General features: G+C 64.0%; 19 protein-coding genes. 6 read left to right on the forward strand and 13 right to left on the reverse strand.

Annotation, left to right across the window (positions count from 1 at the left end; genetic code table 11):
* Window position 1: 1 nt before the first annotated feature.
* Window positions 2–502 carry an NUDIX domain-containing protein gene (locus NKI97_RS25645; RefSeq protein ID WP_352837247.1) on the reverse strand — a complete coding sequence of 167 codons (501 nt, stop codon included), beginning with the start codon at window positions 500–502 and terminating at the stop codon, window positions 2–4.
* Window positions 503–555: 53 nt separating this feature from the next.
* Between NKI97_RS25645 and NKI97_RS25650 the strand changes: the two genes are divergently transcribed.
* Window positions 556–1,488: a metallophosphoesterase family protein gene (locus tag NKI97_RS25650; RefSeq protein ID WP_352837321.1), complete on the forward strand. Its 933-nt coding sequence runs from the start codon at window positions 556–558 to the stop codon at window positions 1,486–1,488.
* Window positions 1,489–1,563: 75 nt separating this feature from the next.
* Here the strand turns inward: NKI97_RS25650 and NKI97_RS25655 are convergent, their stop codons facing one another.
* The 4 genes from NKI97_RS25655 to leuA all read right to left on the reverse strand — a co-directional run bounded on the left by NKI97_RS25655 (window position 1,564) and on the right by leuA (window position 7,023).
* A complete protein-coding gene (locus NKI97_RS25655; RefSeq protein WP_352452908.1) occupies window positions 1,564–2,181 on the reverse strand; it encodes a hypothetical protein in 618 nt (205 codons plus the stop codon).
* Window positions 2,182–2,315: 134 nt separating this feature from the next.
* A complete protein-coding gene (locus NKI97_RS25660) occupies window positions 2,316–3,119 on the reverse strand; it encodes an alpha/beta fold hydrolase (protein WP_352837250.1) in 804 nt (267 codons plus the stop codon).
* Window positions 3,120–3,346: 227 nt separating this feature from the next.
* Window positions 3,347–5,143 carry a tetratricopeptide repeat protein gene (locus NKI97_RS25665; protein WP_352837253.1) on the reverse strand — a complete coding sequence of 599 codons (1,797 nt, stop codon included), beginning with the start codon at window positions 5,141–5,143 and terminating at the stop codon, window positions 3,347–3,349.
* A 143-nt stretch (window positions 5,144–5,286) separates the two neighbouring features.
* Window positions 5,287–7,023 carry a 2-isopropylmalate synthase gene (gene leuA / locus NKI97_RS25670; protein ID WP_352837256.1) on the reverse strand — a complete coding sequence of 579 codons (1,737 nt, stop codon included), beginning with the start codon at window positions 7,021–7,023 and terminating at the stop codon, window positions 5,287–5,289.
* An 808-nt stretch (window positions 7,024–7,831) separates the two neighbouring features.
* On the opposite strand from leuA, the gene NKI97_RS25675 reads away from it, so the two are divergent.
* The 4 genes from NKI97_RS25675 (at window position 7,832) to NKI97_RS25690 (ending at window position 11,389) form a co-directional block, all read left to right on the forward strand.
* Entirely contained in the window at window positions 7,832–8,998 is a 1,167-nt protein-coding gene (locus tag NKI97_RS25675; protein ID WP_352837259.1) for an ATP-grasp domain-containing protein, read from the forward strand.
* A 4-nt stretch (window positions 8,999–9,002) separates the two neighbouring features.
* Window positions 9,003–9,779 (forward strand): esterase family protein, encoded by a 777-nt coding sequence (locus tag NKI97_RS25680; protein WP_352837261.1) that lies wholly within the window; start codon window positions 9,003–9,005, stop codon window positions 9,777–9,779.
* An 18-nt stretch (window positions 9,780–9,797) separates the two neighbouring features.
* On the forward strand, window positions 9,798–10,112 hold the full coding sequence (locus NKI97_RS25685; RefSeq protein WP_352697516.1) for a nuclear transport factor 2 family protein: 315 nt from the start codon (window positions 9,798–9,800) through the stop codon (window positions 10,110–10,112).
* A 200-nt stretch (window positions 10,113–10,312) separates the two neighbouring features.
* Window positions 10,313–11,389 (forward strand): siderophore-interacting protein, encoded by a 1,077-nt coding sequence (locus NKI97_RS25690; RefSeq protein WP_352837264.1) that lies wholly within the window; start codon window positions 10,313–10,315, stop codon window positions 11,387–11,389.
* Window positions 11,390–11,409: 20 nt separating this feature from the next.
* On the opposite strand, the gene NKI97_RS25695 is transcribed toward NKI97_RS25690, so the two are convergent.
* From NKI97_RS25695 to NKI97_RS25720, 6 genes are all read right to left on the reverse strand, one after another.
* Window positions 11,410–12,624 carry an MFS transporter gene (locus tag NKI97_RS25695; RefSeq protein ID WP_352837267.1) on the reverse strand — a complete coding sequence of 405 codons (1,215 nt, stop codon included), beginning with the start codon at window positions 12,622–12,624 and terminating at the stop codon, window positions 11,410–11,412.
* Window positions 12,624–14,711 (reverse strand): TonB-dependent siderophore receptor, encoded by a 2,088-nt coding sequence (locus tag NKI97_RS25700; RefSeq protein WP_352837270.1) that lies wholly within the window; start codon window positions 14,709–14,711, stop codon window positions 12,624–12,626. The genes NKI97_RS25695 and NKI97_RS25700 overlap by 1 nt, the downstream gene beginning before the upstream one ends.
* Window positions 14,712–14,893: 182 nt before the next feature.
* Complete coding sequence (locus tag NKI97_RS25705; protein ID WP_352450554.1) at window positions 14,894–15,982, reverse strand: AbrB family transcriptional regulator; 1,089 nt, start codon at window positions 15,980–15,982, stop codon at window positions 14,894–14,896.
* A gap of 270 nt (window positions 15,983–16,252) precedes the next feature.
* The gene (locus NKI97_RS25710) at window positions 16,253–16,561 is read right to left on the reverse strand and encodes a putative quinol monooxygenase (protein ID WP_352837273.1); all 309 of its coding nucleotides are present in this window, start codon (window positions 16,559–16,561) and stop codon (window positions 16,253–16,255) included.
* Window positions 16,562–16,610: 49 nt separating this feature from the next.
* Window positions 16,611–17,408 (reverse strand): SDR family NAD(P)-dependent oxidoreductase, encoded by a 798-nt coding sequence (locus tag NKI97_RS25715; protein ID WP_352837275.1) that lies wholly within the window; start codon window positions 17,406–17,408, stop codon window positions 16,611–16,613.
* Window positions 17,409–17,579: 171 nt separating this feature from the next.
* Window positions 17,580–18,032: a DsrE family protein gene (locus NKI97_RS25720; protein WP_352450551.1), complete on the reverse strand. Its 453-nt coding sequence runs from the start codon at window positions 18,030–18,032 to the stop codon at window positions 17,580–17,582.
* Window positions 18,033–18,133: 101 nt separating this feature from the next.
* Between NKI97_RS25720 and NKI97_RS25725 the strand changes: the two genes are divergently transcribed.
* Window positions 18,134–19,222, forward strand: coding sequence for a hypothetical protein (locus NKI97_RS25725; RefSeq protein ID WP_352450550.1), 1,089 nt, complete (start codon window positions 18,134–18,136; stop codon window positions 19,220–19,222).
* A gap of 88 nt (window positions 19,223–19,310) precedes the next feature.
* Here the strand turns inward: NKI97_RS25725 and NKI97_RS25730 are convergent, their stop codons facing one another.
* Both NKI97_RS25730 and NKI97_RS25735 read right to left on the reverse strand, forming a co-directional pair.
* Window positions 19,311–20,240: a cation diffusion facilitator family transporter gene (locus tag NKI97_RS25730; protein ID WP_502895031.1), complete on the reverse strand. Its 930-nt coding sequence runs from the start codon at window positions 20,238–20,240 to the stop codon at window positions 19,311–19,313.
* A gap of 32 nt (window positions 20,241–20,272) precedes the next feature.
* Window positions 20,273–22,462, reverse strand: a complete 2,190-nt coding sequence (locus tag NKI97_RS25735) for an anthranilate synthase (protein WP_352837278.1) — start codon at window positions 22,460–22,462, stop codon at window positions 20,273–20,275.
* Window positions 22,463–22,604 lie beyond the last annotated feature (142 nt).

The raw sequence follows: 22,604 nt of genomic DNA on the forward strand, positions 1-22,604 counted from the left end.
TCTACCAGTAGGGCGATATCGCCGCGCCATCAAAAACCTCGGCAATCCGCCGCAAAGTTGCCGGTGTCGTGCCCACCGGCAAGCGGTCGAGCGGGAAGAAGCCGGCTTCGGCGATCTCGCGGTCGGGCAGCTTAGGGCTTGGCTGGTCGAACTCTTCGACCAGATAGAGGCCGACATGGTCGCGGCGGCTGGCGCGGCGGTTGAAATGCAGCGACTTCAGCACCGGCGGTCCGGTCAGCGCGATGTTGCCTTCCTCGAAGACTTCGCGTGTCAGCGCGTCGATCATCGTCTCGCCCAACTCGACGCCACCGCCGGGCAGGTGCCAGCCCGGGACATAGGTGTGGCGGATGAGGAAGACGGAATTGGAGGGGCGGTCGTGGATCAAGCCGCGCACGCCGAGCGTCATCGGACGCCGCAGTACGAAGTACAGGTGAAACAGCCTTGCCCTGAAGCCCGGCCAGCCGGTCTGACGCAGGGCTTGCTCCGGATCCGGCGTCGTCATCGTCCGCGAAACCGTGAGTGGAAAGCCGCGCGCGCCTCGCCTATGAAGAAAAGATGTTCAGGCTCGCGCATATTTCCGATGTCCATCTGGGGCCGCTTCCCGATGTAACCTATCGCGATCTCGCCTCCAAGCGCGTGGTCGGTTACGTCAACTGGCAGCGCAACCGCCGCCGCTACATGCACGATGCCGTCATCGACACGATCGTCGCCGATATGAAGGCCAGCGGGCCGGACCATCTCACCATCACCGGTGACCTGGTCAATCTGGCGCTCGACGGTGAGCTCGAGATGGCCAAGCACTGGCTGGAGACGCTGGGCTCGCCCAATGACGTGTCGGTCGTGCCGGGAAACCATGACGCCTATGTGCCGGGCGCCTTCGACAAGACCTGCCGGTCCTGGGCGGCGTGGATGACCGGCGACGGCGTCAATACGCCGGTCGACCGCAACACCTTTCCCTATTTGCGCGTACGCGGCAATGTTGCGCTGGTCGGCGTCACGACGGCGCGCGCCACGGCTCCATTCATGGCCAACGGCTTCTTTCTGGAGGGCCAGGCGGAACGGCTGCGCGACATGCTCGACGCCACGGGCAAGCGCGGCCTGTTCCGGGTGATCATGATCCACCACCCGCCGGTGCGCGGCGCCGTTTCGCAGAACAAGCGGCTGTTCGGCATCTCGCGCTTCCACAAGGTTCTTCACCGGCACGGCGCCGAGCTTGTGCTGCACGGCCATTCGCATGTGCCGTCGCTGTTCTTCATCGGCGCCCGCAAGATCAAAATTCCGGTGGTCGGGGTCGCCGCCGCGGGGCAGGCGCCCGGCAGTTCGCATGCGCCGGCGCAATACAATCTGCTCGACATCGACGGTGAAAAGGACAATTGGCGGATCAGGCTGACGCGCCGCGGCCTGACCGGGCCGGCATTGCCGCCCAGCGACCTGCAGACAATGGAGCTTGGCGTGGGGGCCGAGGCCACGCTTGCCGGGGCGCGGTGAACTCAGATGGGAGCGTCTCGCCGGTCGTCAGCCGCACTCTGCGACGCCAAGTGACATCACTTGGCTGCAAATGCTTTAAAAGCTGATTTTCATCGCGACGATGCGGTCCCAGAACAGCACGAGCGAAATCGCCAGGCCGACCAGGGCGCCGGCGGCGATCAGGCCGAGACCCGAGAAGAACGCCGACCAGCCGTTGCTGCGCGCAGGGACATGCAGCGGCGGCTCAGCCTCCGCCACCAGGGCGCGTTTCAGGCCGGCGACGGCCTGCTCGATGCCGCCTTCCATCATCCTCTGGCGTTCGACGACGCGCTCGGCGACATAGCGCGTCACCTGATCGGCAACGACCTTCATCTCGGTCGACTCGGCGAGCACGACGCGGCCGATGCGCGTGTCCTTGAGAAAGCGGTAGGTGCGGCGGTCGCGTCCCATGGCGACATGGCTGACCGCGTCGATCCACAGCCGTGGTTGCAGGCCGGACGAGACGGCGAAGTCGAAACTGTCCATATCGGTGGGTACGTCGCCGAAGACCGGCGCGAGTTCGGCGGCAAGCAGATCGAGCCGCATGCGATGCGCTTCGCGCATCTCGACGACGACGTCATCGCGGTCGGCGAAGGCGTTCTTGACGTCGCGAATGGCATCGGACAGTTTTCGCGACTGATCGATCTGGGTGATGTTCTCGCCTGCGTCCTTCATCGGCGTTGCCTCGCGGGGTTTGGTTAACACCGAATTAACACAGCCGCCGCCAAAATGCACTTGCGAGATCGATGAGCGGGCAAGGGTTCGCTGGAGCAGCACCAGCGCCGCCGCCGTGCCTGCGCGAAGACCGATCAGCTCGCCGCAGCGGCGAATCCCGGACGAAGCCGCCTGCTGCGGCGTCGCATATTGCGACGGACGGCCTCGACGACCAGGCCGGGCGCTTCCTCGACCAGCATATGGCCGGCTTCCAGCACGTGGTGCAGATGAAAATGCTTCGGCACGCCGTCCGCCTGGCTGACGGGCAGCACCGCGTCGTCGGTTCCCCAAACCACCATGACCGGCATGTTCAGCGTTTCCAGCCGTTCGCGCTGAATGACGCCTTGCCGATCATCCCTGGTCATGGCGGCTGCGAACTCGACAAGTGTCCGCGACTGGCCGGGACGCCGGCGCATCTCGTCGACGAGATCGACCCTATGCTGCAAGGGCCGGCTTTGCGGTCCCGACATGGCGGCAAGACAGGCGCGGATTTCATCCGTGCCGGCAGCGGCGGCGTAGCGACGCAGCAGCGGACCATTGATCTCAGGACCAAAACCGCCCGGCGACAGCAGCGTCAGCGAGGCCATCTTTTCAGGCTCGCTCAATGCCATCAGGGCGGCCACGGCGCCGCCCATCGAATGACCGACGAGATGAGCCCGCTTTATCCCGCGAGCGGAAAGATCGGCAAGGACGGCACTGGCTGCAATCCTGGCCGGACCGCCGCCCGGAAAATCGAGCGACAGCCCATGTCCCGGCAGATCATAGGCCAGGGTCCGCGCGCCGGGCGCCAGAGACTCGGCCACGTCGCGCCAGTCGTCGTGGCAGCCACCGAAACCATGCAGGAAGGCGATCGTTGTCGGGCCGGTGCCCCGTTCGGCGGCGTAAAGGGATGGGGTCATGCAAACTTTATGGCTTGGTGCCGGGATCAGTCAGGATGCCGGGGGCGGTCTTATGCGGATCAGTCTTTGCGGGAGGTCAGACTTATGCGGAGATCAGTCTTATGCGGGATCAGACCTATGTGGGATCAGATTGGCCGGTTCAAATTGTGTCTGAATTGCGCTTTGGCCGTCCGGATGGCCAGTAAAATCTTCGCGATCACCTGACGTCGTGCACGCGCCGGGAGACGTCAGCTGGCGCCGCCAAGGCCGGCGGCGCGCAGGGCTTCCACCAGCCGGTTGGTCAGATCGGCGGGATATCTTCGTTCGACGAAGGTTGCGCGCGGATCGGCTGCGAATTTCGGGAATTTGGTGGTCAGTTCCTGCAGCAGCCTGCTCGCCAGCTTCTCGCGGCCGGCAGCCTTGGCGCCGATCAGCCGCGCCGCCAGATAATGCGATTTCATTTCCGTCGTTCGCAAGCCGTCGCTGGCGAGCGTGGCCTTGTGAATGTCGCCCATCATGAACTCTCCGGCGAACAGCCCGTAATCCCACCATGTCGGATGGGCGCTGGCGATGTCCACCGCGTGAGCGAGGATCGGGGTGCCCTCGCTGTACCTGCCGGCGAAAACCAGCCCGTAGCCATAGGCGGCGGCCATTGCGAGATCGTAGGGATTGAGCTCATAGGCCTTGCGCATCCAGCGGATCGATTCCGCGGAATCGCCCATGCGCGAATTGAGATAACCAAGGGCGCGGTGCGCGTAGGGGCTGGTCGGGCCCATCTGGATGGCGCGATGGGCAAACGTCATGGCTTTGTCGATCGTCGCGTCGGCGGGGTAGGGATAGTGGTCGGTGACCGCTTCGAGATGCAAGGACGCGAGTTCCGAATAGACGAGCGACGACTTCGCCTCCCGGTTGGCAAGATCTTCGAGGCAGCGGTAGGCGGCTTCATGCGTCTGGGCATTCTGGTCGAGATAATATTTGCCGTTGAGCACCAGACACGCCGTCAGCCCGGTCTGGATGCCGCTCTGCTCGATGTAGTTGTAGATCGTGCCCGAGGCGGGAAGAGCCGAGCTCAAAATGCCGGAGATCTGGTCCTCGATGGCGGTGTTTGCGCTGTCGCCGGCGGTCAGGTTGCGTGAGAGCAGCACGCGGCCGGTCGCCACGCTTTGCAGCTCGAGCATGATGTCGCCGCTACGCGGCCCGGGCAGGACATCGAATACAAAGCTGGCGGCGTCGGTTACTGGATCGGGCGGGCTGTCGGCATCACGGCCAATGAAATTGATGGTATCGAAGCCGCTGAGGCCGGCGCGCAGCGATGCGGCGACACGGCGAGCCAGGTCGCTGTCGGCCTTGATGGCGATGTAGACCTGGGGGAGGTTTTCAACCGGAGGCGCTGCTATGCTGCCGGTCGCCACCGCGGTCTCGATCGCCGTGTCGCCGCCGGTCAGCAACACCACGCTGCCCTGGCGAAGGATCAGCACACCCAGCATGAGGATGACCAGCGCGATCGCCAGCCAGAAGAACTGCAAATGGCGTTGCAGCGAAGGAGCAGCAGGGGCGACGGCTGGAACGCTCAGCAATGCAGCCGGATGTGCCCGGTTGCGGGCGTCCTCCAGCGATCCGGGCGGGGCGGTCGTCGCCGCTTCCTCTGTTGCCGGCTCCGGCTTGCTTTCTGCCTTGGGCTCCACCTCCGCCGGCAAGCGAATGGCGTTGAGTTCGTAGGACGGAACATAGCCGCCGCGCGGAATGGCGATGCGGACCGGTTCGGCAACGCCCTCATTGGCGAAATACTGCTGCAGCAGCTCGCGCAGCCTGCCGGCCTGCACCCGCACCACCGCATCGGTCGACGGATCGAAATCGCCGTCCTTGCCGAACACGTCCATCGCGATGGAGAAGCCCTTGAGCCTGTCGGCTTCGCCTGCCTGCTCGCGCTCGACGAGGTAGCGGAGCAGCTTGCGCGCGCGCTCGGATCGTCCGAACGTTTCGCTGGCAAGCAATCGCTCCAACGTTTCGCGCACTGCGGGGGCGGCAGGCGTGGTATGCTGCAAGTGTCGATCCCTTCGAATTCGGCACAGGTTGAGGTACGATCATATCGCGCTGGCGGCGCCTTACAAGCATGTGCTTATGGTGCGATAGCGTACCCACCGGATAAAATTTCCGGTGGGCTGATGCGCGGGCCTGGCAGTCCCGGCTAGCCGCCCTTTCGGCCGACGATGCGGTTGGCGGCCGAAACCACGGCTTCGAGCGAGGCGGCGACGATGTTGGTGTTGATGCCGGCGCCGAACAGCTTGCCGTCCGGATGTTCCATCTCGACATAGGAAATGGCCGAGGCATTCGAGCCGCGCTGCATGGAATGCTCGGAATAATCGAGCACCGACATCGGCACCCCGACATGGCGCGACAGCGCATCGACGAAGCCGTCGATCGGGCCGGTGCCGGTGCCTGATATGGTCACCTCCTTGCCTTTGTCGAGAATCACCGCCTCGACCACGCGCCGGCCCTTGACCTCGGTGTCGGGATAGGTGTGGTGGTCGAGGAACTTCAGCCGCGCGCCGGGCTGGTCGACATAGGTGTCGAGAAAGCGCTCGTAGATGCGCTTGACCGGCACCTCCTTGCCTTCGGAGTCGGTGATCGCCTGGATAGCCTGGCTGAACTCGATCTGCAGGTTGCGCGGCAGGTTGAGGCCGTAATCCGCATGCAGCACATAGGCGATGCCGCCCTTGCCGGACTGCGAGTTGATGCGGATGATGGCTTCATAGCTGCGGCCGACATCGGCCGGGTCGATCGGCAGATAGGGCACCTCCCAGTGCGGCGTGTTGGCCTTGCGCAGCGCCTTCATGCCCTTGTTGATGGCGTCCTGGTGCGAGCCGGAAAAGGCAGTGTAGACGAGCTCGCCGACGTAGGGATGGCGCTCGGGGATCTTCAGCTGGTTGGAGTATTCGTAGACGTCCTTCATGCGGTTGATGTCGGAGCAGTCGAGCCCGGGATCGACGCCTTGCGTGTACATGTTGAGCGCCAGCGTGACGATGTCGACATTGCCAGTGCGCTCGCCGTTGCCGAACAGGGTGCCTTCGACGCGGTCGGCGCCCGCCATCAGGCCGAGTTCGGTGGTGGCGATGCCGGTGCCGCGGTCATTGTGCGGATGCAGCGAGATCAACAGGTTCTCGCGTTCGTCGAGATTGCGGCACATCCATTCGATGCGGTCGGCATAGATGTTGGGCGTCGACATCTCGACCGTGGAGGGCAGGTTGATGATCAGCTTGTTCTCCGCCGTCGGCTTGACGATCTCGGTGACGGCGTTGCAGATCTCCAGCGCCACTTCGAGCTCGGTGCCGGTAAAGCTCTCCGGCGAATATTCGAAACGGTAGCCGCCGCCGGCCTTGGCCGCCATGTCGGTGATCATCTTGGCCGCATCGGTGGCGATGCGCTTGATGCCGGCGACGTCCTTCTCGAAGACGACGCGGCGCTGCAATTCGCTGGTCGAGTTGTAGAAATGGACGATCGGGTTGGTGGCGCCCTTCAGCGCCTCGAAAGTGCGGGTGATCAGTTCCGGCCGGCACTGCACCAGCACCTGCAGCGAGACGTCGGCGGGCACGTTGCCCTGTTCGATGCACCAGCGGGCGAAATCGAAGTCGGTCTGCGAGGCCGACGGGAAGCCGATCTCGATCTCCTTGAAGCCCATGTCGAGCAGCAGGGCGAACATGCGCGCCTTGCGTTCCTGGCCCATCGGATCGATCAGCGCCTGGTTGCCGTCGCGCAGGTCGACCGAGCACCAGATCGGCGCCTTGTCGATCACTTTCGAAGGCCAGGTGCGATCGGCAAGACCGACGGTCGGATAGGGCTGGTATTTGCGGGCGGCGTCCGGCATGCCCTTCGCGGGCTTGGCGGTTTCCTCTACATTCAGACGGATATCTTCTCGTGCGTTCATCGTCTTTTCTCCCGGCGGCTCGCGAATCCAGCTTCAGGCGGATTGGTGGCGAGCGGCGCCTTTACCAGAATTTCGTTCGCTTGATGTGACGTGCCAATTTGTGACTGGCCAAGGAGCGTGCGCGTGAGCGGCGAATTCGACCGCCGGGCGCTCCTTCAGCGAACCCGGCGATCGCCGATAAGGCCGAGAAGCAGCAGGGTGGAGGCAAGCGCGCGAACGGTCTGGCCGGCAATGCCGGTCTGACGGGACGCAAAAGAGGTGGCGCGCGGGCTCATGGCGGATTTCATACAGGAGCGGGCAAAGCGAGGCAAGTGGGAGCCTCGCTGTCGCAGAAGCTGCCGATCCAGCCTCAAGACTTGCGTTCCTCGCCGTCGCGAAACGGGGGAGAGGTGGCTGTCCACGGGTCTTGCCTTCGGCAAGCCCAAGGACAGGCTCCGCGGCCGGAGAGGGGGCCTTCGCAGGGCGCAGTCCCCTCTCCGTCTCGGCTTCGCCGAGCCACCTATCCCCATTTCGTGGGGCGAGGAACCCAAGCTGCAATGAAGGCGCGGCGCCGACATGAAGCGATTTTTCCTGATTACAGCAACTTTGTTCTTGCTTTGTGCCGGCAGCTATGCTACTAATTTGGGTATGGTGCTGACTGGCGCCGAGGACCCGCTGTCGAGGCGGGTTTTTTATTTTGCGGTTTTGGCGTCACCTTTCGCGGGCCCAGCCGCTCACCTGATCCAGTTGCTCTTCCCCGAGCCCGGCAAATGCGCCAGAGTCGATTGTCGGCGGGGGTGCGATGGCTCGCCGCCGGGAGGGATCGTCCATGAACTTCGTGTTCTTCTCGCCGCATTTTCCAGCCAATGGCGCCGATTTCTGCGACCGGCTGAAGAAGGCCGGCGCCACTGTGCTCGGCATTGGCGACGCCCCGTTCGATGCGCTGGACGGCAAATTGAAGGCAGCCCTTTCGGAATATTACCGCATCGACGACATGGAGGAATACGATCCGGTGTTCCGGGCGATCGGCCATTTCATCCACAAATGGGGCCGCGTCGACCGGTTCGAATCGCTCAACGAGCATTGGCTGGAGCTGGAAGCCAATATCCGCACCGACTTCAACATCTTCGGCACCAAGCTCGACTTCGTCAAGAATTTGAAACGCAAGAGCCGCATGCGGGCGTTCTTCCGCAAGAGCGGCGTCGAAACCATCCCGCAACGCAAATGCTCCGACCGCGCCGGCGCCATGACCTTCATCCGCCGTGTCGGCTATCCCGTGGTGGTGAAGCCGGATTCGGGCTCTGGCGCCTCGAACACTTTCAAAATCTCCAACGCCGGCGAACTCGACAGCTTCTTCAGGGACAAGCCGGAAGGCGTCAGCTTCGTCATGGAGCAATTCATCGAAGGGCTGGTGGTGACCTATGACGGGCTGATCAACCGCGACGGCGAGGTGGTGCTGGCCGCCAGCCACCGCTACGACCAGAGCGTCATGGAGGTGGTCAACCGCGACCGCCATATGAGCTATGTCTGTTTTCCCGAGATCAGCCGGGCGGTCGAGGAGGCCGGCAGGAAAATCCTCAAGGCGTTCGACGTGCGCGAGCGCTTCTTCCACATCGAGCTGTTCGAAACCAGGGACGACAGGGTCATCGCGCTGGAGGTCAACATGCGGCCGCCTGGCGCCTGGATGACCGATGCCATCAATTACACCTTCGATATCGATGTTTATGCCGCATGGGCCGACATGGTGGTCAAGGACGCCGCCGGCGGCCCTTACAGGGGCAAGTATTTCACCGCCTATGCCAGCCGCAAGCGGCACCTCAACTATGTGCACAGCCACGCCGACGTGCTGGCCGCCCATGGCGGCATGATCGTCCATCATCACGCCATCGAGGAGGTTTTCAGCCGCGCCATGGGAAACTACGCCTATCAGCTGCGCTCCACCGACCCGAAGGCGCTGCGCCGGGCGGTCGACTACATCCATGCGGAAAAGGCGTGAGGCGATGGACGTTTCCTACCACAAGGGTTTTGGCCGCAACCTCGGCCGCGACATGGAATACAAGCGCTACGGCCATGCCGGCCGACCCGTGGTTGTGTTCCCGACTTCGCAAGGGCGGTTCTACCAGTTCGAGGATTCCGGCGCGGTCTCGGCTCTCGCCGAGTTCGTCGACACCGGTCGCATCCAGTTGTTCACGCTGGACGGCATCGATGCGGAATCCTTCTTCGACCGCCATGCCGAGCCGGCCCATCGCATCGCCCGGCATGAAGCGTATTTCCGCTATGTGCGCGAAGAGGCGCTGCCGGAACTCCTGTCTGTCGCAGCCGAGGCCAATGGCGGGCGTACGCTGAAGCCGCTATTTTGCGGCTGCTCGATGGGCGGCTACCATTCGTCGAATTTCGTCTTCCGCTTTCCGGAACTGGCCAGCGGCGTCATCGCGCTGTCGGGGGTTTACTCGACCCACGATTTCTTCGGCAATGCGCTCGACGGACAGATTTTCTTCAACTCGCCGCTCGACTACCTGCCGGGTATCGTCGATCCGGGGCTGCTTGTCAGGCTGAAGGCGCTGCGGCTGATCTTCTGCTGCGGGCAGGGTGCCTGGGAGGAACGGATGCTGGCCGATACGCAGGCGCTGGAACAGATCCTGCGTGACAAGTCGATTCCGGCCTGGGTCGACTATTGGGGCGGCGATGTCGCGCATGAATGGCCGTGGTGGCACAAGCAACTGGTCTATTTCTTCGCCCGCTGGCTGGACGACGATCTGATGCACCGGCTGGATTAGGCCACCTGGAGGAAGGAAATGACCACGCCCGATGCCATCCGCCGCTTTGTCGAAGCCACCAACGCCGGCGACACCAAGGCTTTCCTCGAGACGTTCACGCCCGATGCCTTCCTGAGCGACTGGGGCCGGTCGTTCAAGGGCCGCGAGCAGATTGCGCGCTGGAACCAGTCGGACAATATCGGCGTGCAGTCCAAACTTAGCATCATTCGTATCGAACCGGCGGGCGAGACCTATCACGTCCGCATTGCCGTCACAGGCAACGGCTTCAACGGCGAGGGCGACATGGCGTTCACCCTGGACGGCGACCGCATCTCCAGCCTGGTGATCAGCTGAAGGACATTTTGAGGGCCCTTTAGCCCATCTCGCCGACACGCCGCCGTTGCTCGCGCGGGACTCATTGGCTTGATGCCAAAAACATGACTATGTTTATCATCTTTTAGTGGAAACGCCAGGCCGGCTGTGGCATGCCGCGATGGCGGGGGCGCCGGCGTCTATGGCGCGCTCGGGTTCAAACGGCATCGAAAGGCTGAGCGATGGAGCAATTGAGTGCGCAAACCCGGATCAGCGGTGCCGCCATCCGGTCGGTGATGGACAGGCTGCGCGCCGAGCACGGCGAATCCGAGATCGATACCGGCCTTGCCGATCATTGGGAATTTCGCACGCATTACGGTTCGTTGAAGGCGACGCTCGGTGATAACAGCGTGCTGATTAGCGTCGCGGCCGAGGACCAGACCTGCCTGTCCTACATGAAGATGGCGGTCGCCGGCCATTTTTCGCAACATCTCGGCACGACCAGGGGCATCGCCTGGCAGGGCGACGGCAGCGATGCCGGTACGCCGGTGTTCTTCCGCGAGATCACGGTGCTGTCCTCGACGCGGATTTCTCCGCATATGCAGCGCGTCCGCTTCACCGGCAACGATCTCGGCCGCTTTGGCCGTGGCGGCCTGCATGTGCGGCTGCTGCTGCCGCCGCGCGGCAGGCTGCCGGTGTGGCCGTCGATGGGCGCCGACGGCCTGATGGTCTGGCCGTCGGGCGAGGACGCGCTCGTCGTGCGGGTCTACACGATCCGGGCGCTGGACGCCGCAAGCGGCTGGCTGGATGTCGATTTCGTCCTCCACCCCGGTATGGAGACGCCGGCGGCCGCTTTCGCCGAAAAGGCAGTTGCCGGCGAGATCATCGGCATGATCGGACCGGGCGGAGGTGGCGTGCCCGAGGCGCAAAACCTGCTGCTGCTCGGCGACGACACCGCGCTTCCGGCGATCGGCAGGATCCTGGAGCAGCTTTCGCCGTCAACCCGCGCCGAAGCGTTCATCGAGGTCGATGGTCCCGACGATCGGATGCCGCTGGCCGCGGGCGAGGCCGTTGCCGTCACCTGGTTCTATCGGCATGGGCGCGAGGCCGGTACAGCCAGGCTGTTACCGGCGGTGCTGCAGCAGCGGAGCCGGACCGCGCTTGCCGACAATCTCTATGTCTGGGCCGGATGCGAGTTCGGCGATTTCCGCGAGATCCGCAGGATCGTCCGCAAGGAATGGGGTGTGCCGCGCGACCGGCACCTGGTCACCGCCTACTGGCGCCGCGGGACGCAAGCGGCGGACGGCAGCGAAGAATAGCGCGCGACGATGCTCCGCGGTCAGCCGCGGTCGGATACGAAGGCGATCGCCGGTGCGGCCAGAAGCGCGACGAGGCCGGCGCCTGCGAAGAACGCGCCATAGCCGAAATACTGCGCGGCGTAGCCGGCCGCGATCCCGCCGGCCATGCTCATCAGTGCGTCCATGCACTGGAACAGCGTGAAGTCGACGCCCGCCTGTCTTGGATCTGACCAGCGCATGAACTGCGCGTAAAGCGCGACGAAACCGAGAGCCATGAAGCCGGACGAGCTGAGCACCGCGATGGCCATCAAAGCGGTGGTCGAGAAGCCACCAAGAAAATCGAAGATCGAAAAGAAGAACAGCGATCCGCCCCGCAGGAAAAGCGCCAGGACGAGCACGTTGCGCGGGCCGAACCATTTGACGAGAGCGCCGCCGGCGAGTGCGGCAGCCAGGCCGACGAACATGCTGCCGACGCCGTTGACAAGTCCGACCATCGGGAGGTCGAGCCCGGCGTCGATCAGGAATGGTCCGAGCATGGCGAGTGCCGCCTTCTGGGCCAGGACATAGATGGCCGACGCTGCCAGGCCGCGCCGAATTTCGGGACGCTTCAACGCGTCGAGAAGGCTGGGAACATGCTCGCGCGTCTCCTCGCGCGCGCGGTTGGCCACGCCAAGCAGGAAGGGCAGACCGAGCGGCAGGAGCAGCAAGGCCATCGCCCAAACGGCGATGCGCCAGCCATAAGCGTCGACCAGAAGCAGAAATAGGCCGGCGCCGATGGCCGAGCCGAGGTAGGCGCCGCCGACCTGCGCGGCATTGCCCCAGCCGTGGTTTTCCCTGGCCAGGCTCTGCACGGCGAAACCATCGCAGGCAATGTCGACCGTCGAGGCGGCGAAGGCGACGATGGTCAGGCAGGCCAGAACCGGCCACCAGGCCTCCGGGCCGAGCGCGCCGACGGCCCACAGCCCGGCGATGGACACGAGCCCACCGGCGGCGACGATCGTGCCGGTGCGGTTCTTGCCGACCGGCGGCAGCCGATAGCGCTCGACGGCCGGCGCCCATAGAAACTTGAGCGCCCATGGCAGCGCGATCAGCGAGACCAGGCCGATCCGGTCGAGCGGCAGGCCCTGGTCGCGCATCACCGCCGGCAGGCCCGCCCAGGTGATGCCGCCGATTACGCTCTGCGCGACGTAGAGCCCGCCGATCGCCAGGACGATCGCGACAGGTGTCGATGCCCGGCTGGAAACGGCGATCGACATCAGAAGCGGTAGCGCAGGCTAGCGAACAGCGAGCGGCCCTCGTCGCGGTAGCAATAGCCGGCCGAGCAGATGGATTTTTGAGTGTCGAACAGGTTCTTGGCGTTGACCTGCAGCTTCACGCCCTCGAGTTTGGGATTGCGGTAGCCGAAATCGTAGGAGAGCGAGGCGTCGACGAAGGCGCGCGCGTCGTTCTTGAAGGTGTTGGTGTCGTCGCCATAGCTCGAGCCGGCAACGCGAACGCCGCTGCCCAGCCCGAGCCCCTGCAGCGTCCCGTCCTCGAACTGGTACTGCCCCCAGAGCGACAGGATGTGATTTGGCGTCGCCGACAGTTCCTTGCCTGCGGTTCCCGTGGCGCCGCGTTCGATTTTCACGCGCAGATAGGTGTAAGAGGCGAGTATGCTGAGGCCGTTGTCGAGCGAGGCGCTGGCTTCCAGTTCGACGCCGCGCGAGTTCAGGTCGAGCTGGCGCTGCTTGTTGATGCCGGTCGAGGCGTCGAAGACGACGCCATCCTTCTGGTCGATGTCGAACAGAGCGGCGCTGACGGCGGCGTTGTAATCGGCAAACTCGTATTTGACGCCGATTTCCTTTTGCGTCGCGATGGTCGGACGGGCGACGCGACCGATGGGGCTGCTGACATCGTCATAGACGAAGCCGATATTGGGCGAGAACGACGTCGAATAGTTGACATAGGGCGTGATGCCCCATTCGGTCTGGTAGGACAGGCCGAGCCGGCCGGAAAGGGCACTGTCGTCCTGCTTGGACTTGGTGAAGTCGGCGGCGGTCGAGGTGGTATCGGCCCAATCGTAGCGACCGCTGGCGAACAGGGTGAAATCGTTCCACTCCATCTGGTCATGCAGGTAGGCGCCGAGCTGGTTCATCTCCTGCCCGCCAGAGTAAGGAACCGGAGCGGCCTTGATGTCGTCGACGGAAACGTAGGAGATACCGTTGCCGGCGTCATAGTTCGACCAGGCGTAATCGATGCCGGCTACCGCCGTATGCCTGACCTGGCCGGTATCGAATTCGAACTGCGCCATGTTGTCGACGACGAAGTTCTTCATGGTCTCGGTGTAGTGGCCCCAATAGCGTTTCAGATCCACGCCGGCCGGGTAATGACCGCTATATTCGATGTCGGCGTCGACGGCGCTGTAGCGAAGGTTCTGCCGGACCGTCAGCACGTCGTTGAAACGGTGCTCGAATTCGTAGCCGATGCGGCCCTGGGTCTGGTCGAAGTCGTTCCAGGCGGGATCGCCCTCATAGAGGTGCGTCAGAGCGCCGCCCGAATTGTAAAATGCAGCGGTGCCGCCGGTGACGGATTTCGAATATTCGCCGAGGATGGTCAGCTTGGTGTCCTCATCCGGCTTGAAGGTGACTGCCGGCGCCAGATAGATCTTGTCGTCGGGATAACCGACCAGGTCGGTGTCGCTGGTGCGGCCGAGGCTGGTGAAGCGATAGAGGACGCTGCCATCTTCGTTCACCGGGCCGGAAGCGTCGAGTGCGGCCTGGAAGCGATTGTGTGCGCCGAGCAGCATTTCGACTTCGCGGAACTGTTCTTCCTTGGGGCGCTTGGTGACCAGATTGACGATGCCGCCCGGACCGCTGATGCCGTAAAGCGAGGAGGCCGGACCCTTCAGGATGGTGATGCCCTCGATGCCGTAGGGCTCGGTCTTGAACCAGGCCGAGGGGCCGTTGTACTGGCGCAGCCCGTCGCGGAACATACCGTTGTAAAAGGCCTGGAAGCCGCGCAGGAAGAAGGCATCATAGCGGGTGTCGAAGCCGAAGCTGTTCGGATTGGCGCTTGCGACATAGCCGAGCGATTCGTTCAGCGCGCGTGGCTTCTGGTCCTCGATCTGCTTTTGCGTCACAACCGAAACGGCTTGCGGAATCTTGACCATCGGCGTGTCGGTCTTGGTGCCGATGCGGTCCTTCTTGGCGACGTAGCCGTCCTGCACGAGGATCTCGTCGCTCTCGGCATCGACCTCGATCTTGTTGAGAACGGTGACGCCGCCCTGGTCCTGGGCGTGAGCCGGCCCGGACAGGCCGAGCAGGGCCATGCTGCCCGGCAGTGATATCCCCAGGAGCCATGTCATCGTCCGTTTCCGCATCAACTCGTCTCCACTCTTCCGTACATTGACGGAAGGGGCTCTCAAATCTGAGTATTTGAGTCAAGTTATTTTTTGAGCTCGTGCGGGTGCTGGCCCGATACGGTCGGCGACAGCAAAGTGTGACCGGTTTCAGGAAAACCAGCTGCCAATCAGGGAGAGGCAAGCTGCTATGGTTTGAGGCTTCTCGCCACCAGCCGCGCCACGCTTGGGCCGACCAGAAGCACGATCAGGAAGCGTGCCGATTGCAGCGCCATGACGAAGGAGATGTCGACATGCTGCGCGGCGGCGGCGATGATGGCGACGCTGTCCATGCCGCCGGGGCTGGTTGCCAGATAGGCGGTCAGCGGATCGATGCCGAGCAGGCGGCTGATCAGGAAGGCGAGGCCGCCGCAAAAGACGATCAGGGCAATGATCGAGCCGACGATCTGCGGCAGCGCGCGGGCCGCGTGGCGCAAAATGGCCCTGGTGAAATTCAGGCCGATGCTCCAGCCGATCATCGTATAGCTCAAGGCAAGCAGCCAGGGTGGCAACTGCATGGTCACGCCGAGCCCGAGATGGATCACGGTGCCGAAAATGAAGGTGCCGAGGAAAAACGGCGACGGCAGCCGGAAAAGCTTTCCGGCGAGGCCGCCGACCAGCGCCACGCCGAATGTTGCGGCCAAGCCTTGCGGGTCGACCGGCGGGAACCAGACGATGGCCGGCACCTCGATGCCTGAGGTGTCGACCCAAAGCTTGGCCACCAGGGCTGCCGTCATCGAGACGCAGATGACGCGCAGATAAAGCATGAAGGCGACGAGGCGCTGGTCGGCGCCGAAGGCACCGGCCATCAGCACCATGGCGGTAGCGGCGCCCGGCGACGAGCCCCAGACCGCGGTGGTGCCGGGCAGGATGCGCCAGCGGCTGATCAGCCAGCCGAGCAGGCTGGATGCCGCGACCGTCGCCATCACGACGCCAAGGAACAGCGGCCATTCCTTGTAGAAGACGGGAAAGATATCGGCCGAGATGGAACTGGCGACGAGGCAGCCGACGACCGCCTGGGCTGAGCCGAACAGAACCCGCGGCACGCGCACCGTGGCGCCGTTGGTGCCGGCAGCGATGGCCGCCAGCATCGGTCCGATCAAGAGCGCGGCGGGCAGGGCGGCGAGTTCCAGCGCGCCGGCAAACAGCACCGAGACCACCACCAGGACCGGCCACTGCCAGGCCCTGTGGATCCGCGCCAGATGCTCGATGGCCGGCGGGTTCGGGGAAGAATCCATAGATGGGCTCTTAGACCGGTGGCGAAAAAATGCGAACCCTTTTTGCGCGGAAAAGGGCTTGGGTGGTAATGGCACCAACCATCCGCAGCGATCCTTCGCGCCCCCCTCTGTCCTGCCGGACATCTCCCCCTCTAGTGGGGAGATTGGATGTCACGTCGGCCTTCGCCAATCTCCAAAAAAGAGCGCTGTCGGCGAAGCTGCCAATCTCCCTACTTGAGGGGGAGATGGCCGGCAGGCCAGAGGGGGGCGCTGTCCCATAGGCCTCTCCCTCTATCCCGCCTTCACCGCCGGCAACCCGAACCCGCCAACAGGATGCGTCTCCACCTGGAACTCGAAGCCGGCGATGATCGGCCGTGCCTTGGCGATTGCCGCCTGGATTTCGGGCAGCTGCAGCGAAGCCTTGTGGCTTTCGGCGTCGGTCCACACTTCGGTCACCCAGATCGCGTCGGCATCGGCCGGGTCGGTGGCGATGATGTAGTTCAGGCAGCCGGGCATGGCGCCGGTGCTGGCGAGCAGGATATCCATCATTGCGTCACGCTGGCCGCGCATCGCCCGCATCTTGCCGATCAGTCCGTACATTCGCTTTGCTCCGTTGAGATGACGCAACCAGGAGTATGCAGTTCGCCGTCTACGGCATCAACTGCCCGCCATTCACCTCGATCACCTGGCCGGTGATGTAGCCGCTCAACAGATCGGAGGAGAGGAACAGATAGGCGCCAACGCAGTCCTCGGCGGTGCCGGCGCGGCCCTGCGGGATGGTGGCGATCATGCCCTTCATCTGGTCGTCGGTCGAGTAGCGCTCGTGGAAAGGTGTCGCGATCGTGCCGGGCGCCACCGCGTTGACGCGGATGTTGAAACCGATCAGCTCCTTGGCCATGCCGCGCGTGACGTTGGAGACGAAGGCCTTGGCCGAGCCGTACAGGCCGGCGCCGCCGCCGGCGCCGTTGCGCGCGGCGATCGAGGAGGTGTTGACGATGAAGCCACCCTGCCGCTTCAGCCATGGGATTGCCTTGCGCGAAGCTGTCAGCACGGAACGCGCGTTGAGGTCCATCACCGCGTCGTAATGCGCCTCGGTCTGCTCGGCATAGGCCACGCGGCCGAGCATGCCGCCGGCATTGTTGACGAGGCCGTCGAGCCGGCCGAAATGTTGCGCACTGTCCTCGACGACGCGCTCGACATCGGCGGGAATCGAGAAATCGCCCTGGGCGAGGAACACGTCGCCGCAGCCGTTGCGAATGGTCGCGGCCAGGTTTTCGGCAGCCGCGCGGCTCGAATTGTAATGCAGTGCGACGCGGCATTTCTGCGCGGCGTAGGCGAGTGCGAGCGCCGCGCCGATGCCGGTCGAGGCGCCGGTGACCAGGACCGCCTTTCCGGCAAGGTCGGGGATGACGAGAGAGGGGCTGACAAGGGTGGTGGTGGCTGGCACGTCTATTCCTCCGGGGACTCTGCCTGCTCTTCGTAGGCCCTCGCAGTCCTCGCGTTCAAGTCCGTAAAAGTTTAGGGCGGTTCACCGTTTCACGGAAACGGCGAACCGCTCCCTCTTTGTCTTGACGCAATTCCGGACGGCAAACCGTTTCACACTTTTCCTGGAATTGCCCTATGGCCTGAGATAGGCGTAGCCCTGGCGTTGCAATTCGGCGAGCTTGACGACGCCGCCCCTGTCGGCTGCATGGAAGCCGTCGAGCAGGTCGGCCAGGCCGATATCCATGCCGTGCATGGTGTTGGCGCAAGCGTGCGGGCTGAGCCCATCCTGGACAAGGCCGGCGAACCGCCCGGAAATGGCGGCCGATATACCCTTCGACTTGAAGGCGGCAAGTGCCGGGCCGTGCACGACAAGCGCGATGTCGACTTTGCCGTCGGTGCCTTCGAAGTGGTTCTTGATGTTGCCGAGCACGAAATTGACCTTGTCGAGATCGCTGAGGTGATAGGCGACCTTTTGCCTTTCCTCTTCGACGGCCTTGACTTCAATGGCTGCCGCCTTGGTGGGGCGCAGCCCGAAAAGCCCGGCGGCTCCGGCAAGACCGACGCGGAAAATATCGCGGCGTCGCATGGCTTCATCTCCCATTTGGCCGGCGCGCGCAATTTGCGTGGCCTCGGCCTCGATCCTAACATAAATTGAAGCCACGTCTTGTCGGGGCAGGGGGAGCCAGCATGATATCAAGGACCGTGATGGGCGCCGGAGTTGGGGTTGCCTTGCTCGCCGCCGTCGCCGGCTCTGCTTTCGCCGACGACACGCTCAAACTCACCGAGCTCAGCCCCGACGGCAAGGACGCCTGCTTCGGCCGCGTCTATGACGCCGCGCATCTCAAGTCGCATCCGCAGCAGAAGGTGACGCGCATCTTCTTCTATTACGGCCGCGATCCGGTCAGCCGGCCAAACGAGGAGCCAAGCGCCGGCATCGATTCCTCCTACAATGGCTTCATGGCGACGACGGTGCGCGGCGCCGAGGCGCCTGAATGGCTTGGCGGCTGGTGCAGTCATGAGTCGGAGGACGGCAAGACCGGCCCGATCCGGTGCGGTATGGACTGCGACCGCACCATGGCTTCGCTGAAGGTCGACGACAAAGGCCGGCTGATCGTCTCGGACGTGCAGCCCGACCTCTATCTCGACGCCGGATCGGAAGACGAGCTCGGCAAGGCGGAGTACGAAAGGCAGGCGCTGGGCAAGGACGACAACGGCTTCAGGCTCGATCCGATGCCGGCCGCCACCTGCAAGGCGGAGTTCGCGCGCATCGACCCGATCGATCCGGCACTTGGCCCGCCATTGCGCGAGCGGCTGAAGCCGGACCAGGCCTTCTGCTACGGACGCGACTACGACGCCGAGCATCTCGGCTCGCATCCCGACCAACTGACCCAGTCGATCAGGGTGTTCCGCGGACCGGTCGAGCTGGCGTCTTTCGCCAAGGAGGGCGATCCGGCCAATTGGCCAAGCGGCGCCGATATCGCCGTTTCGGTTACCACGCGGCAGAAATCGGCCAAGGTCACGCAGGTCTATAATTGTCAGGGCGAGGGCGACCAGTGGCGCTGCGCGGCGAGCGCGAAGACGGGTGCTGCGTCCTGTGACATCGCGCAAAGGGAGGTCTTCCTTCGCCGCGGCGCCAACGGCACGATGATGCTGGCCAACCCGAACAGCGGCCTGCCGATCATCGATCTGTGCTCGAAAGCGGCGGAAGGTGACACCAGCTCCGACGACAAGGTCTACCGGCTGGAGCCGATGCCGCAGGCTGCCTGCGGGCTGTAGCAGTTCAGAGACGCGATGCCGGCGGGACAGAGGGGGGTGCTGTCCCGCCGACCTCAAGGTTTTTGGATGGCGGCGTCCCGCTATCGCTTCACGCGAACGGCACGGCCGTCGTGCCCTTGGGCAGTTTCGCCTCGTCGTCGGGCTCGACATGGATGATGACCCGCACGGAAGGGATTTCGGCCTGCAGCGCGTCTTCGATGCGGTCGCAGATGACGTGGCTGGCGCCGACAGACATGTCGGCGTCGACGACCAGGTGGAACTCGATGAAGGTGGCGCGGCCGGCGATGCGCGTCTTCAGGTCGTGGACCTCGAGCGCGCCCTTGCAATTGGCCGAGATGATGTCGCGTATGCGGATATGTTCCTGGGTGTCGACGGCGCGGTCCATCAGCCCGTTCATCGACGAGCCGATGACGTGCCAGCCCTGCCACAGGATGTTCAGCGCCACGATCACGGCAAGAGCCGGATCGAGAACCTGCCAGCCGGTCAGCACGGCGCCGACCAGGCCGATGAACACACCGACCGAGGTCGCCACGTCGGTCATGATGTGCCTGCCGTCGGCAACGAGAGCCGGCGATTTTTCGCTTCGGCCGGTGCGGATCAGCGTCAAGGCCCAGACGGCGTTGATGACCGTTGCGACGCCATTGACGGCAAGGCCGGTCCATGGCTGTTCCAGCAGGGCGGGATGCTGCCAGGACCACCAGACCTCATTGAGGATCAGCAAGGCGGCAAGCACGATCAGCACGCCTTCGAGGACGGCCGAGAAATACTCGGCCTTGTGGTGACCGAACGGATGGTCCTGGTCGGCTGGCTTGTAGCTGACCTGGATCGCCCAATAGGCGGCGGCAGAGGCAATGACGTTGACGATCGATTCCAGCGCGTCCGAATAAAGCGCGACCGAACCGGTGACGTACCAGGCCACCAGCTTCAGGCCGAGCACGACGCAGGCGACGACGATCGACCAGAAGGCGAGGCTGGCGACCTTCTGCCTGGCGGCGGCTTTGATTTCCGCCGCGGTCACTGGGGAAAAGATCCCAACACAGAGCCCTCGAATTAAGCGGCCTTTTCCTTGGCCTTGCGCGGCAGGTGCGCGACAATGTTCTCGATGATGCGCATGCCGGCATTGTGGCCGAGCGTCATGATCGACTCCGGGTGGAACTGCACTGCGGCGATCGGCTCCTTGCGGTGCTCGAAGGCCATGATGATGCCGTCCTCGGTCTCGGCGGTGACGACAAAACCATCGGGCAGCCGCACCGGATCTGCAAAGATCGAATGATAGCGGCCGACCGTCACCTCCTTGGGCAGGCCGGAGAAGATGATGCCCGGCTTCGACACGCGGATGCGCGACGGCTTGCCATGCATCGGGATGTGCAGTTGGCGCAGCTCGCCGCCATAGGCCTCGGCCAGCGCCTGCAGCCCGAGGCAGACGCCGAAGATCGGCAGGTCGCGCGCACGGGCCCGCTTGATGGTGGCGGCGCAGTCGAAGTCCTTCGGCGTGCCGGGGCCGGGCGAGAGCACGACCAGGTTTGGCTTCAGCCGGTCGAAGATCTCATCCGGCACTGGTGTGCGCACCGTCGAGACATTGGCGCCGGTCTGGCGGAAATAGTTGGCGAGCGTATGGACGAAACTGTCCTCGTGGTCGACCAGCAGGATGTTGACGCCGTCGCCGACACGCGCGGTGCTGCGTTCGGTGCTGGCGGCATTGCCTGATTTGGCGTCGCGGATGGCGGAGAGCATGGCGGATGCCTTCAGTTCGGTTTCGGCTTCTTCTTCCTCGGGAATGCTGTCGAAGAGCAGCGTGGCGCCGGCGCGCACCTCGGCGATGCCGTCCTTGATGCGAATGGTGCGAAGCGTCAGGCCGGTGTTCATGTCACCGTTGAAATTGACCATGCCGATCGCCCCGCCATACCAGGCGCGCGGGCTCTTCTCGTTCTGCTCGATGAAGCGCATGGCCCATAATTTCGGCGCGCCGGTGACGGTGACCGCCCAGGCATGCGACAGAAAGGCGTCGAAGGCGTCCATGCCTTCGCGCAGCCGCCCCTCGATGTGGTCGACGGTGTGGATCAGGCGGGAGTACATTTCGATCTGGCGGCGGCCGATGACGCGCACCGAGCCCGGCTCACAGACCCTCGACTTGTCGTTGCGGTCGACGTCCGAGCACATGGTGAGTTCGGATTCGTCCTTCTTCGAATTGAGCAGCTTCAGGATCTGCTCGCTGTCGGAGATGGCGTCGTCACCGCGCTTGATGGTACCGGAGATCGGGCAGGTCTCGACGCGGCGGCCGTTGACGCGCACGAACATTTCCGGCGAGGCGCCGATCAGATATTCGCCCTCGCCGAGATTGATGAAGAAGGAATAGGGCGAAGGGTTGATGCTCTTCAGCTTGCGGGAAATCTCGGAGGGCTGGGTTTCGCAGCGTTCGTAGAACATCTGCCCCGGCACCACTTCGAACAGGTCGCCGCGCTCGAAGCTCTTCATCGCCTTGCGCACCAGCTTGGCATATTCGCCGGGCTCGTGGTCGCCGCGCGGCGGGATGCGGTCGGCGGTCCTGAACGGCTCGACGATTTCGTCGCGCGGCAGGCCTTCGGTCGAGAAGCCATCGCCGGAATAGTCGTAGCGGTCGGTCCAGGCCTTGGTCGAATAGTGGTCGACGACGAGGATCTCGTCGGGCAGGAACAGCACGAGATCGCGCTGGCTTGGCTTGCGCTCGAGCTTGTAGTCGACCGGATCGAACTGGAAGGCGAGGTCGTAGCCGAAGGCGCCATAGAGGCCGAGATTGGCGTCTTCCTCGGTCTTGAACAAAGCCGTGATGGCGCGCAGCACGGTGAAGACGGAGGGAACTCGGCTGCGTTCCTCTTCAGTGAAGATACGATCGGGCTTGGCGACCTCGAGGCGGATGAGTTTGTTGGACGTCTCGGCGATCGTGACATCGTCAAGGCCGGCAAGCACCGTGCCGATCACCGGCAAAAGCACGTCGCCGCGGCGGTTCAGCGCCTCGATGCGCATGGCGCGGCCGTGTGCCGAGATCACCACCGGCGGATCGATGATGGCGGTGTCCCAGCGCGTATAGCGGCCGGGATATTCGTAATTCGAGGAAAACACGGCGCCGCGGCGCGAATTCAGGCCATCGACATAGCCGTCGATCGCCCCCTCGTAAGGCCGGTCATGGCGCTGGCGGGTAATCGCCACGCCACCCGCCGTGACAAAGCGCTCGGCGCCATTCTCCAGAATTTTCGTCGTCATTGCCGTCTCCATCAGCGTCTTTGGGGCAACGGACCCGGGAATGGCTTGAAAAAACAAATGGCCGCCCGGACATTCCGCTGCGGCCACCCTCTATTGTCACGCGAACGCGTTCGAACAGGCCGCTGTCAGCGAGCCCACCACC

It is taken from the genome of Mesorhizobium sp. M0296 (assembly GCF_040321675.1).
GTDB lineage: Bacteria > Pseudomonadota > Alphaproteobacteria > Rhizobiales > Rhizobiaceae > Mesorhizobium.

Bases quoted from the DNA above. Each gene is read 5' to 3' on its own strand.
- NKI97_RS25645 (WP_352837247.1), bottom strand. From the start codon at position 502: ATGACGACGCCGGATCCGGAGCAAGCCCTGCGTCAGACCGGCTGGCCG.
- NKI97_RS25650 (WP_352837321.1), top strand. From the start codon at position 556: ATGTTCAGGCTCGCGCATATTTCCGATGTCCATCTGGGGCCGCTTCCC.
- NKI97_RS25655 (WP_352452908.1), bottom strand. From the start codon at position 2,181: ATGAAGGACGCAGGCGAGAACATCACCCAGATCGATCAGTCGCGAAAA.
- NKI97_RS25660 (WP_352837250.1), bottom strand. From the start codon at position 3,119: ATGACCCCATCCCTTTACGCCGCCGAACGGGGCACCGGCCCGACAACG.
- leuA (WP_352837256.1), bottom strand. From the start codon at position 7,023: ATGAACGCACGAGAAGATATCCGTCTGAATGTAGAGGAAACCGCCAAG.
- NKI97_RS25675 (WP_352837259.1), top strand. From the start codon at position 7,832: ATGAACTTCGTGTTCTTCTCGCCGCATTTTCCAGCCAATGGCGCCGAT.
- NKI97_RS25680 (WP_352837261.1), top strand. From the start codon at position 9,003: ATGGACGTTTCCTACCACAAGGGTTTTGGCCGCAACCTCGGCCGCGAC.
- NKI97_RS25685 (WP_352697516.1), top strand. From the start codon at position 9,798: ATGACCACGCCCGATGCCATCCGCCGCTTTGTCGAAGCCACCAACGCC.
- NKI97_RS25690 (WP_352837264.1), top strand. From the start codon at position 10,313: ATGGAGCAATTGAGTGCGCAAACCCGGATCAGCGGTGCCGCCATCCGG.
- NKI97_RS25695 (WP_352837267.1), bottom strand. From the start codon at position 12,624: ATGTCGATCGCCGTTTCCAGCCGGGCATCGACACCTGTCGCGATCGTC.
- NKI97_RS25700 (WP_352837270.1), bottom strand. From the start codon at position 14,711: ATGACATGGCTCCTGGGGATATCACTGCCGGGCAGCATGGCCCTGCTC.
- NKI97_RS25705 (WP_352450554.1), bottom strand. From the start codon at position 15,982: ATGGATTCTTCCCCGAACCCGCCGGCCATCGAGCATCTGGCGCGGATC.
- NKI97_RS25710 (WP_352837273.1), bottom strand. From the start codon at position 16,561: ATGTACGGACTGATCGGCAAGATGCGGGCGATGCGCGGCCAGCGTGAC.
- NKI97_RS25720 (WP_352450551.1), bottom strand. From the start codon at position 18,032: ATGCGACGCCGCGATATTTTCCGCGTCGGTCTTGCCGGAGCCGCCGGG.
- NKI97_RS25725 (WP_352450550.1), top strand. From the start codon at position 18,134: ATGATATCAAGGACCGTGATGGGCGCCGGAGTTGGGGTTGCCTTGCTC.
- NKI97_RS25735 (WP_352837278.1), bottom strand. From the start codon at position 22,462: ATGACGACGAAAATTCTGGAGAATGGCGCCGAGCGCTTTGTCACGGCG.